The organism is Bacteroides ndongoniae (assembly GCF_900108345.1).
GTDB lineage: Bacteria > Bacteroidota > Bacteroidia > Bacteroidales > Bacteroidaceae > Bacteroides > Bacteroides ndongoniae.
Window position 1 is genome coordinate 382,108 of record NZ_FNVV01000013.1, and the last position, 11,836, is coordinate 393,943.

11 protein-coding genes are annotated in these 11,836 nt (G+C 50.0%); 9 read left to right on the forward strand and 2 right to left on the reverse strand.

Annotated elements, in window-relative coordinates:
• The first annotated feature begins 107 nt into the window (after nucleotides 1–107).
• The 9 genes from BQ5591_RS05895 (at nucleotide 108) to BQ5591_RS05930 (ending at nucleotide 8,810) form a co-directional block, all read left to right on the forward strand.
• On the forward strand, nucleotides 108–977 hold the full coding sequence (locus BQ5591_RS05895) for a M23 family metallopeptidase (protein WP_022163253.1): 870 nt from the start codon (nucleotides 108–110) through the stop codon (nucleotides 975–977).
• Between the two features lie 110 nt (nucleotides 978–1,087).
• Nucleotides 1,088–1,630, forward strand: a complete 543-nt coding sequence (locus BQ5591_RS05900) for a DUF1599 domain-containing protein (protein ID WP_071148744.1) — start codon at nucleotides 1,088–1,090, stop codon at nucleotides 1,628–1,630.
• The gene (locus tag BQ5591_RS05905) at nucleotides 1,620–2,933 is read left to right on the forward strand and encodes a BT_3928 family protein (RefSeq protein WP_071148745.1); all 1,314 of its coding nucleotides are present in this window, start codon (nucleotides 1,620–1,622) and stop codon (nucleotides 2,931–2,933) included. Before BQ5591_RS05900 ends, BQ5591_RS05905 begins: the two co-directional genes overlap by 11 nt.
• A gap of 42 nt (nucleotides 2,934–2,975) precedes the next feature.
• Nucleotides 2,976–3,734 (forward strand): triose-phosphate isomerase, encoded by a 759-nt coding sequence (tpiA, locus tag BQ5591_RS05910; protein WP_022163250.1) that lies wholly within the window; start codon nucleotides 2,976–2,978, stop codon nucleotides 3,732–3,734.
• Between the two features lie 320 nt (nucleotides 3,735–4,054).
• On the forward strand, nucleotides 4,055–4,513 hold the full coding sequence (locus tag BQ5591_RS05915; RefSeq protein WP_071148746.1) for an SPOR domain-containing protein: 459 nt from the start codon (nucleotides 4,055–4,057) through the stop codon (nucleotides 4,511–4,513).
• Nucleotides 4,514–4,534: 21 nt separating this feature from the next.
• Nucleotides 4,535–5,131 carry a GTP cyclohydrolase I FolE gene (folE, locus tag BQ5591_RS05920; RefSeq protein WP_022163248.1) on the forward strand — a complete coding sequence of 199 codons (597 nt, stop codon included), beginning with the start codon at nucleotides 4,535–4,537 and terminating at the stop codon, nucleotides 5,129–5,131.
• 434 nt (nucleotides 5,132–5,565) lie between these two features.
• Nucleotides 5,566–5,946 carry a hypothetical protein gene (locus BQ5591_RS21760; RefSeq protein WP_235817046.1) on the forward strand — a complete coding sequence of 127 codons (381 nt, stop codon included), beginning with the start codon at nucleotides 5,566–5,568 and terminating at the stop codon, nucleotides 5,944–5,946.
• The gene (locus BQ5591_RS05925) at nucleotides 5,934–7,013 is read left to right on the forward strand and encodes a TlpA family protein disulfide reductase (protein ID WP_235817047.1); all 1,080 of its coding nucleotides are present in this window, start codon (nucleotides 5,934–5,936) and stop codon (nucleotides 7,011–7,013) included. The genes BQ5591_RS21760 and BQ5591_RS05925 overlap by 13 nt, the downstream gene beginning before the upstream one ends.
• A 243-nt stretch (nucleotides 7,014–7,256) precedes the next feature.
• Nucleotides 7,257–8,810: an ATP-binding protein gene (locus tag BQ5591_RS05930; RefSeq protein WP_071148747.1), complete on the forward strand. Its 1,554-nt coding sequence runs from the start codon at nucleotides 7,257–7,259 to the stop codon at nucleotides 8,808–8,810.
• A gap of 20 nt (nucleotides 8,811–8,830) precedes the next feature.
• Here BQ5591_RS05930 and dnaG read toward each other — a convergent pair whose 3' ends face one another.
• Both dnaG and BQ5591_RS05940 read right to left on the reverse strand, forming a co-directional pair.
• The gene (gene dnaG / locus BQ5591_RS05935; RefSeq protein ID WP_071148748.1) at nucleotides 8,831–10,972 is read right to left on the reverse strand and encodes a DNA primase; all 2,142 of its coding nucleotides are present in this window, start codon (nucleotides 10,970–10,972) and stop codon (nucleotides 8,831–8,833) included.
• Between the two features lie 55 nt (nucleotides 10,973–11,027).
• Entirely contained in the window at nucleotides 11,028–11,759 is a 732-nt protein-coding gene (locus BQ5591_RS05940; protein ID WP_022163243.1) for an inorganic diphosphatase, read from the reverse strand.
• Between the last annotated feature and the right edge of the window lie 77 nt (nucleotides 11,760–11,836).

Here is an 11,836-nt window from a genome sequence, read left to right on the forward strand (position 1 = left end):
CTTTGGGGAAATTTTTAAAAATAATCTGGATATTCGCGTTGAACAAGCCTCTGATTCTCTAATTACATACTTGCCACGGGTATCAAAAATGAAAGACAACAGACAGAATGAGTTTTAAAGGAATAAAAACAGTTTTGATAGCCGCGGCGGCTATGGTCAGCCTGAATTCTTTTTCTCAAGACCTTATTGCCCGTCAGGCTCCGATTGATAGAAAATTAAAAAGTGTAGATTCGCTGGCTTTACAGAAACAGATACGTGCCGAACAGGCTTTGTATCCGGGGCTTGATCTCTATCCCAATTGGAATAATGAACTTGTACAGGCTTACGGAAATGCCATTGTACCTGAAAAATATACGTTTGATTTGACGGGCTTCTGTATGCCTACCGAGCACACCCGCATTACCGATGTGTTTGGTTATCGTCCCCGTCGGCGTCGTGCTCACTACGGATTGGATATTAAAGTATATGTAGGCGACACGATCCGTGCAGCTTTCGACGGTAAAGTTCGTATTGTGAAGAATCAGGGACGGCGCGGCTATGGAAAGTATGTAGTGATCCGTCATGATAATGGTCTGGAGACAGTGTATGGCCACTTGTCTAAGCAGTTGGTCGATGTGAATCAGCGTGTAAAGGCCGGTGAACCGATTGCCTTGGGTGGAAATACAGGTCGCTCGACAGGTTCGCATCTTCATTTCGAAACCCGTTTCTTGGGAATTCCTATTAATCCTGCTTTGATGTTTGATTTTGAAAAACAGGATATCGTAGCAGACTCCTATACTTTCCAGAAGACGAAAGGATCTTCGGACAAAGCCAAGAGCATGGCTTCGGGCGAAGGTTTGTTCTATAAAGTTAAAAGAGGAGATACATTGTCTAAAATCGCTGCCCGTCAGGGTGTTTCCATTGATAAACTTTGCAAGCTGAACCGTATCACGCGTAGAACAATCTTGCGTCCGGGTCAGGTATTGCGTTGTTCATAACAAAAACGTAAACAATCTTTATAGCAAGAGGGCACTTTAAATAGATTTTAGAGTGTCCTCTTTTCATTTCTCTCCAATTATCACTATCTTTGTGGCCTATTAGTAAGGAAATGAAAGATACTAAACAACAATTTGAGCATGTCATTGCGGTATGTCGTGAGTTGTTCTCGAAGAAACTGCACGATTACGGTCCGGCGTGGCGCATTCTCCGTCCCTCTTCTGTTACCGACCAGATATTCATTAAAGCCAATCGCATACGTAGTATTGAGACTAAAGGAGTGGCATTGGTGGATGAAGGAATCCGTTCGGAGTTTATTGCCATTGTAAATTATGGAATTGTAGGCCTGATACAGCTGGAACTGGGATATGCCGAGTCGGCCAATATATCGAATGAGGAGGCTTTGGCCTTGTATGACAAGTATGCCAAGCAGTCGCTTGACCTGATGCTTGCCAAAAATCACGATTACGATGAGGCTTGGCGTAGTATGCGTATCAGTTCGTATACAGATCTGATTCTGATGAAAATTTACCGTACCAAACAGATAGAGAGTCTGGCTGGGCAGACGTTGGTGTCGGAAGGAGTGGATGCCAACTATATGGATATGATTAATTATTCTGTATTCGGTTTGATAAAGATAGAATTTGGAGACTGATAAGAAACATATTATCATGAAAGTGTGGGTGAACATCTGCCGTTTCGTTTTGGCTGTAGTGTTCATCTTTTCCGGATTTGTAAAAGCGATAGATCCTTTTGGTTCGTTTTATAAAATTCAGGATTATCTGACTGCATTCAATCTGATTTCGTGGTTTCCGGGATATTGGCCGTTACTATTTGCCGTATTGCTTGCAGCAATCGAGTTCTGTGCTGGTATTTATCTTTTCTTAGGTATTCGGCGGAAGATTTCTTCGACGCTGGCATTTCTGCTGATGCTTGTGATGACTCCGTTGACGCTCTATCTGGCTTTAGCCGATCCGGTGTCGGATTGTGGTTGCTTCGGAGATGCACTGGTATTGACTAATTGGCAGACTTTTGGCAAGAATGTGGTGCTGTTGGTTGCAGCTGTTACTGTATTCCGTCAGTGGCGGGAGATTACAAGGTTCATTACCCTGAAAATGGAATGGATTTTCTCCATGTATACCATTCTTTTTGTGTTTGCTTTGTCGGCCTATTGCCTGCGCAACCTGCCTTTGCTTGATTTCCGTCCTTATAAGATAGGAACGAATATCAAGGCCGGGATGGAGATTCCCGAAGGGGCTAAGCTCAGTGTACTCGAAACGACGTTTGTGATGGAGAAAGATGGTAAGCGGAAAGAGTTTACGCTGGATAACTATCCGGACAGCACCTGGACGTTTGTCGAAACCCGTACGATTGTCAAGGAGAAGGGGTACGAACCGCCTATTCATGATTTTGCGATGCAGAGTCTGACGAGTGGGACAGATATTACAGACAGTGTACTGACCAGTCGCGGATATACTTTCCTGTTGGTGGCCCATCGCATAGAGGAGGCTGATGACAGCAATATCGATCTTATTAATGAAATCTACGATTATAGTGTAGAACACGGATATGGATTTTATGCCCTGACTTCTTCGCCTGAAGACGCCATTGCTTTGTGGTGCGACCGTACGGGTGCCGAATATCCGTTCTGCCAGATGGACGACATTACGTTGAAGACTATCATACGTTCCAATCCCGGATTGTTGCTGATTAAGGACGGTACTATTCTGAACAAGTGGAGTGACAGCCAGCTGCCCGATGAATATGTGCTGACCGATAGTCTGGACAAGCTGGAACTGGGCCGTCAGAAATATGTAAACGATTGGTACACGATGGGCTATGTGCTCTTGTGGTTTATTGTTCCATTGGCCTTTGTCATTGGAGCCGATCAGCTGTTTGTGGTCAGATTGCAGAAGAAGGCGGAACGCAGCAAGCCGCAGCGTGATGAAGAGCAGTAGTAAAGTAACAGAAATTATTAACCCTTTTTAAATATAAACAAAATGAGAAAAAACATTGTTGCAGGAAACTGGAAAATGAACAAAACCCTTCAGGAGGGTATTGCTCTTGCAAAAGAACTGAATGAAGTACTGGCTAACGAAAAGCCTAACTGTGATGTAATCATCTGTACACCGTTTATTCATCTGGCATCGGTTACTCCGTTGGTAGACCCTGCCAAGATTGGTGTAGGTGCAGAAAACTGCGCTGATAAGGAATCGGGCGCTTATACCGGTGAAGTTTCAGCTGCTATGGTTGCTTCTACAGGTGCAAAATATGTAATTCTGGGTCACTCAGAGCGTCGTGCTTACTATCACGAGACAGTAGAAATCCTGGAAGAGAAAGTAAAACTGGCTTTGGCCAATGGTCTGACTCCTATCTTCTGTATCGGTGAGGTACTGGAAGAGCGTGAGGCTAACAAGCAGAACGAAGTAGTTGCCGCACAGCTGGCTTCTGTATTCTCTCTGTCTGCTGAGGACTTCTCGAAAGTTATCCTGGCTTATGAACCGGTATGGGCTATCGGTACAGGCAAGACTGCTACTCCGGAGCAAGCTGAAGAAATCCACGCTTTCATCCGCTCTACTGTAGCCGAGAAGTATGGCAAGGAAATCGCTGACAACTGCTCTATCCTTTACGGTGGCAGCTGCAAGCCTTCGAATGCCAAGGAATTGTTTGCAAAACCCGATGTTGACGGTGGTCTGATTGGTGGCGCTGCTTTGAAGGCTGCTGACTTCAAGGGCATCATCGACGCATTCAATGAATAATTGATAACGGGCAATTGATAACGGGCAACGGGGCGCGGATGCAACATTCCGACAAGTCGTTTTAGCTTGTTATCAATTGCCTTTTCTTCCACTTTCCGAGTGTCGGTGAACTGAACCTGGCGGTGTGTCGGAAACATGAATCGGTTTGTAGCCTTCGGGCGAGGCCGTTGTCCGGACACGGATTATAAGTGAAGAACGTTTATGTATGACGTATAGTCCGTATCTGAAAAAGCCGCATGTCTGTCGGGGCTTTCTGCCTGGCCGGCAAGAAGTGAGAGGATGCAATATTTAATCATCACATATCGATATACATATTATATATGAAAAGACTTGGTTTGTTTTTAGTGGTATGTTTCGCTTTCGTAACCTTTTCGGTGGCGCAGAACAACATAGTGAAAAGTCTGGAGCGCGATGTGCCCGGACAAGGCAAGGTGCGTGTCCATCAGGATGCGCGTATCACGGCTCTGATCGGTTCGGAGTATGTATCTACCGGAAGCGATGACACCAGAACCATTAAAACTTCGGGCTATCGCATTCAGGTGTATGCCGGAAACAATACCCGCCAGGCCAAGAACGAGGCGCATGCGGTGGCTTCGCGCATCAAGGAATATTTTCCGGAGCTGGCCGTTTACACTTCTTTCAATCCGCCCCGCTGGCTGTGTCGGGCGGGCGATTACCGCAGCATTGAAGAAGCCGATGCGATGATGCGAAAACTGCGTGCTACGGGTGTTTTCAAAGAAGCTTCGATTGTGAGAGAACAGATTAATATACCATTATAAAGTCTCAAATATAAAAAAGCTATGTTAGGAAAAGAAGAAATAGAGTCTCCTGCATTGGATGAGTTGAAGGAACACTACCAGCGTATCCTTACCTTGCTGGGTGAAGATGTGGAGCGTGAAGGATTGCTGAAAACACCGGAACGTGTGGCCAAGGCCATGCTGACCCTGACCAAGGGTTATACGATGGACCCTCATGAAGTGTTGCGTTCGGCCAAGTTCAAGGAAGAATACAGTCAGATGGTGATTGTGAAGGATATTGATTTCTTCTCCCTGTGCGAGCACCACATGCTGCCTTTCTATGGCAAAGCGCACGTGGCTTATATTCCTAACGGCTACATCACGGGGTTGAGCAAGATTGCCCGTGTGGTAGACATCTTCTCGCACCGGCTTCAGGTGCAGGAGCGCATGACGCTGCAGATTAAGGAATGCATTCAGGAGACGCTCAATCCGCTGGGTGTAATGGTGGTGGTCGAGGCCAAGCACATGTGCATGCAGATGCGAGGCGTAGAGAAACAGAATGCCATCACCACAACTTCCGATTTCACCGGTGCTTTCAATCAGGCAAAGACGAGAGAGGAGTTCATGAATCTTATCAAGCATCACTCTACTTCCCTGTGATCTGTCTATAACTTATAGCAGACGTATTTCTATAGCCAGCTTCCCTTGGGCTGGCGCGTAAAGTCCATAGTTAGCAATGTAATACTCTTCTTTAGGGTTGCTGACTATGGACTTTGTTTTTTCAACAAGCCTGTAGTGTGTTGTTGCAACTTCTGTGCACTGTCGGTGCAAAAGCGATGCACTGCCACTGCAAAGGCGTTGCACCGTTGCTGCAAAGGCGTTGCAGTATCAGTGCAAAGGCAGTGCACTGCTGCTTTGCTGGCTTTTCCAGATTTACCCGGCCGTTTCTTTGTTTTATAAACTACCGTAGTAGACAGCTTCCGGAAATCTTTTCTGTTTAACTGGAGTCTTTGTATTTGATATAAAAAACGTTACCTTTGTGTCAGGTGGATGTTCCGCCGTTTTTTCTAATAGTCTAATCAATAATGAAACACATGAAACGAAATGTATGGAGAGCTGTCCTCGGGGCAGTATGTCTGGGCAGCTTGTGTGCTGCATGTACTACACGTCAGGAAATCCGTATCACAGGTTCCCTGCGCAATGCCGACGGGGCGACTCTTATCTGTTACCGTTCGGTCGGCGGGATGTTCAATTCGGAAACTTACGATACACTGGCCTTACAGGCCGACAGTACCTTCGCGCTGACGTTGCCCGGGGGCGAATATGAATGTTTCAACCTCGCTCTGTATGGGAAAAAGAAGCTGGGTACGTTGCTGACAAAAGGCGGAAATATCCGGGTGCAGCTGGACGGGCAGTCCGAGCAGCCGATGACTATCCTGGAAGGTCAGGACGAACAACTCATGTGGCAGAAGTGATGTCACAGCTGTACGATGACGTGTTCGACATCCGGACCCGTCAGGGCGACCGTTGGGAAATAGCCGATGATACCATCGCTGCATCGGTACGCCGCAAGCTGACGAACTATGCCCTGTCGCTGGACAAGGAGGTGGAAGGTGTGGACGAAGAACTCCGTGACAAAGCCCGTCAGGACATACGCATGCAGTTGCTGCTGGCGTTCCAGAATCAGTTGCTGGCCACCACCTTCCGGTCGTCCGAAGCTACGAAACAGGAATGGCTGGCCGAGCTGGACAGCATGACGACTTTCTGCTCCATCAATCATCCGTACAGTCCTTTCTCCAGGGCTTTCTATTCGGTGGTGAGCTATGACACCGGCATCCGCTACTACACCAAAGGCGAGCCGAAGCCCGAAGGGGTGGAAAAGGGAGTCGAATTGGCCTTTTACGATTTCGAGCATCGGCTGATAGGCAAGGCGCAAGAGGCTGCTATGGCACAACTTTTCCTTGAAGATGAAGGGCAGCAACGTTACGACCCGGCGCTGCTTCCGCTGGCCGACGAGTTCTGCAAACTGCATCCCGAAAGCCCTTGGATGCCGTGGGTGAGCCGTGCCGTGGGCAAGAACCGTGCCTTCAACGAAACCGCTATTCCGGCCGACCTCCACTTCCCCGACGTGAGCTCGGCCCAGACAATAAAGGATGTGACCGACCTGTACAAAGGCAAGGTTATCTTTATGGACATCTGGGCTACATGGTGCGGCCCCTGCCGTGCGGCATTTGCCCACATCGGTCCGTTGCAGGAGTATGCCGCAGCCAATGATGTGGTATTGCTTTATCTCTCCATCGACCGTCCGGAGAACGATGAGAAGTGGCGGAAGATGGCTGCCTATTGTGGATTGAAAGGCGAGCACGTTCGCGTGCAGAACGCTTTTCATCAGGAAGTGTACGACACCTTTGGCCGTCAGGGTGCCTTGAGCATTCCCCGTTACGTCATTTTCGACAAGCAGGGGAAGATTCGCTTCACTTCGGCTGCCTCGCCCGAACAGTGGGATAAGTTGAAGGAACAGTTGCAGGAGGTTGCCAGGTAAAGGATTCGGGAACAAGTCTGTGTGCTGTCTGTTTGCAAAAATGATCCCCGTTTTTCGTGCGTCTGAGCAACACTTGCACGGCTCGTGATCGACACTTGTACGGCTCGCGAGCCACACAAGTGTTTCAGAAATGTAATGCAAGTGTCGCTCGTACGGGTGGGGAGCGGCGGTTTTTTCTTGCGATGTCTGACTGTTGTTTGCGAGAAAAATGTATATTTGCGTAACTTATTATTCTGAAGGACCATGAGCAAGATTTATCCGGTAGGCATACAGAGTTTTGAAGAGATACGTCGGGGCGGTTATTGTTATATAGACAAAACATCTCTGATTTATCAGTTGGTAAAGACGGGCAAATATTACTTCCTGAGCCGTCCGCGCCGTTTTGGCAAGAGCCTGCTCATCTCTACGTTGGAAGCTTATTTCTTAGGAAAGAAGGAGCTTTTCCAGGGACTCGCCATGGAAGGGCTGGAGAAGGACTGGACGACGTACCCCGTGCTTCACCTCGACCTGAACGCGCGGAAGTATGAGGACGCCGCTTCGCTGACCGCTATCCTGAACCAGCATTTGGAGAGCTGGGAAGTCCTGTATGGTGATGAGAAGAAGGATCGTGCTCCCGAAGAGCGTTTTGCTTGGATTATAGAGAAGGCCTGCCGGGCGACGGGGCGGAATGTGGTGGTGCTGGTGGACGAGTACGACAAACCCATGCTACAGGCCATCGGCAACGAACCCCTGCTCACCGACTATCGCAACACACTGAAAGCCTTCTATGGTGTGCTGAAGAGTTGTGACAAATACCTCCGCTTTGCCCTGCTGACAGGTGTGACAAAGTTCAGCAAGGTCAGCGTGTTCAGCGATCTGAACAATCTGATGGACATCTCCATCGACGACCGGTTTGCCAGCATATGCGGCATTACGGAACGCGAACTGCATCGCGATTTCAAGGAAGACATCGCAATGCTGGCCCAAAAGAACCATCTCACGGAGGACGAAGCTAAACTGCAGTTGAAAGAACAATACGACGGATACCATTTCGTGGAAGATAGCGAGGATATCTACAACCCGTTTAGCCTGCTTAATACATTTGCCAAGATGAAGTTCGGCAGCTACTGGTTTGAGACGGGCACACCAACTTTCCTTGTAGAACTGCTCCAGCGCAGCAAGTACGACTTGCACCGCCTGACCGAGGAGATGGCTACGGCCGATTCGCTGGGGGGCATCGACACCATGTACATGAATCCTGTTCCCATCCTCTATCAGAGCGGTTATCTGACTATTAAGGGGTATGACAGGGAGTTCAGGACCTATGAATTGGGTTTCCCAAATCAGGAAGTGGAAGAGGGTTTCACCAAATTCCTGTTGCCCAATTATGCTTCTCTTCCTTCGGGCAATTTGTCTTTCGAGATAATGAACTTTGTCAAAGAGGTGCGTAGCGGTAACATCGACGCCTTCATGCACCGTCTCCAGAGCTTCTTTGCCGACACGCCCTACGAGCTGATACGCGACTTGGAGCTTCACTACCAGAACGTGCTGTTCATTGTCTTCAAGCTGCTGGGCTTTTATACGCAGGCGGAGTATCATACATCTTATGGCCGCGTGGATATGGTCGTCAAGACCGACCGCTATATCTATGTGATGGAGTTTAAGCTGGAAGGTTCCGCCGAGGAAGCCCTTCGGCAAATCAATGAAAAGCAATATCCCCTGCCTTTTGCTGCCGATGGGCGGACACTTTATAAGATAGGTGTGAACTTCAGCAATGCCACGCGTGGCATTGAGAAGTGGGTGGTGGAAGGAGTATAACGCGAATCGGTTCGTTCGTTTTAGAAACTCAGCACCACCCGGTCGCCCAATCGTTTAGCCATGATGCTCTGTACTTCGCGCAGTTCGCTGTAGCGCTGCATGATGGAGTTGCACTTTTCGTTGTCGTTGGCCACGGTGGGGTCTTGTAGGGCAAACATCATGTGCTTCAGTTCCTCGCTGACGATGGCATACTTGAAGTTGATCATCAGCGTGGGCACCAGTTCGTAGAGGCGTTCTTCGTCGGTGACAATTTTCTGGTTCTTCGAGTGGTACTTGCTCAGCTGGTATCGGCTGCTGACCAACTCGACAGTCAGTTTGCTGATGGCCGGGTCGGGATGGTTCAGGAAATAGCGTTCGGCAATGAAACCTTCGTCGTGCAGATGGGCGGCGGCTTCTGTCATAATCTGCCGGTGCAGTGGGTTGTGGAAGGCGAGTTCGTCTTCTTTCAGGTCGTTTATTACGTATTCGATGACGCTGACCGGAACTTCTTCGCCAGCTTCGTCGGTGGTGTTGCACATGACGCGTTCGCCGTAGCGTACAACCATTTGCAGAATCAACCGTTCGTATTTGTAGAACTCCCGTCCTTCCTTGCCTTCCTGTGGGATGAACGACTCGTATGCATCCGCCGGTAGGGCGGCTTCGGGCGGGAAGTCGGTTGGGGAATAGGGAGCAGGAGCCGTTTTCTGCGTAGGGCTGTCGGCGGCAGGTGCGGGAATGTCATCCGTCGGTGCGTTGGCAGCAGTTTGTGGCATGTCGCTGTTGGGCACGGTTGCGCTGTTGCCTGCGGGTGTGTTGGCTCTGGCAGCGGCGGCCCGGCGTTCGCGCTCGATGCGTTCGGCTTGCTGTTCGGCCTGTTTCTCGCGGCGTTTGGCCACTTCGTTCACCAGCAGGCGGTCTTCTACATGCAGCAGCTGGGCGCACTCCTTGATGTATACGTCGCGCACGATGGCTTCGGGTATTACCGAAATGCTTTGTACCAGATTGCTGATCAGTTCAGCCCGTTTGATGGGGTCACGTCCGGCATCCTTCAGCAGCAGATTAGTTTTGAAGCGGATAAAGTCCGTTTCGTGTTCGTTGATGAATGCCTGAAACTCGGTAGCGTTGTGCTTGCGGGCGAAAGAGTCGGGGTCGTCGCCGTCGGGCAGGAGGCACACTTTGATGTTCATGCCCTCTTCGAGTAACATGTCGATGCCTCGTATGGAGGCTTTGATACCGGCCGCATCGCCGTCGTAGAGCACGGTCATGTTGTTGGTGAAGCGGTGTATCATCTTGATTTGCTGTGTGGTCAGCGCTGTACCCGACGAAGCTACCACATTCTCCACACCGCTCTGGTGCATGGAGATGACGTCGGTATAACCTTCCACCAGGAAGCAACGGTCCTGCTTCACGATGGCCTGCTTGGCGAAGTAGATGCCATAGAGTTCGTTGCTCTTGTGATAGATTTCGCTTTCGGGCGAGTTGACGTACTTCACTTTGACGCCCTTGGTGGCAGCGGCCAGCACACGTCCGCCGAAGGCTACCACTTTGCCCGACAGCGTATGGACGGGGAAGATGACGCGTCCCCAGAAGCGGTCGCGCAGGCGGTGGTCGTCCGTCTCGTAACAGAGGCCGGTCTTCACCAGAAACTCTTTCTTATATCCTTTCTTGAGGGCTTCTTGGGCAAAGGCATCGTGGCTATCGGTACAGTAACCCAGCTGGAACTTCTCGATGATGTCGTCGCGGAAGCCGCGGCTGTGGAAGTAGGCCATGCCGATGCTGCGTCCGTCCACGTGGTTGTGGAGGATGTTCTGGAAATAGTCGCGTGCAAACTGGTTGACGACAAAAAGACTTTCGCGTTCGCTTTGCGCCTGTTTTTCTTCGTTGGACAGTTCGCGTTCCTTGATTTCGATGCCGTACTTCCGGGCCAGGTAACGCAATGCCTCGGGATAGGTCAGCTGTTCGTGCTCCATGATGAAGTGAACGGCGTTTCCACCCTTGCCGCAGGCAAAGCATTTGCAAAGCCCTTTCGAGGGAGATACGTAGAAAGAAGGTGTCTTATCGTCGTGGAAAGGACACAGGCCGACATAGTTCACTCCGCGTTTGCGCAGGGTGACGAAGTCGGACACGACATCGGTGATCTGTGCCGCGTCCATAATCCGGTCGATGGTTGCCTGGTCTATCATGATGGTAAGTCAGCTGTTTCCTTTAAACGTGGTGCAAAGATAGCCTTTTTTCGCTTTACTTCTTCAATGCGTCGAGCAGTTCTTGCCAGTTGTCGCAAAGTGCCTGCATGGAGGGGAACAGCAGGTTGGCACCTGCGTCGAGCAGTACCTGACCGTCGAGCGGGCCGGTATTGACAGCTATGGTGAAGATACCTGCGGCCACACCTGCCTGTACACCGATGGGAGCATTCTCGACGACGATAGCTTCGTGGGCCTGTACGCCGGCTTTCTCCAGTCCCATGAGGTAGGGCTCCGGATTTGGTTTACCGTATTTCACGTCGAAAGCTGTGACCATGTGGCTACGGTCGAACATACCGGGGAAGTTGTGCGTCAGGCGGTCCAGCAGCGAGTGTTGTCCGGAACCTGTCACCAAAACGGGGGTAATACCTGCCGCCTTGACCTTCTGCAGTGTTTCCCAAGCGCCCGGCATCCGTTCGGGTTCGGGGTGCGAGTTGAATTCCTTGCTCTTTTCAGCATAGATGCTTTCTATCAGTTCGGGGCTGGCGTCCTTGCCAAACTGGCGCTGATAGACGATGTTGATGGTCGAGGCACCGGTACGCCCTTCGTGCAGATAGGCTTCTTCGCGACTGAGGTGCAATCCGTGGCGTTCCATCACTTTGTGCCACGCGTCGGCATGGTAGGGCATGGAGTTGAACAGTACACCGTCCATGTCGAACAGGGCGGCTTTCAGTTGCAAGTGGGGATAGCCGTGTTTCTGTAGATAGTCGGATATGGATTTTTCGAACATAATAAGTTTTTAAGTTATACGGAATGAGGAGTTGGTAAACAACAGACAGCGCAGACAAAGGCAGGAGGGGAAATGAT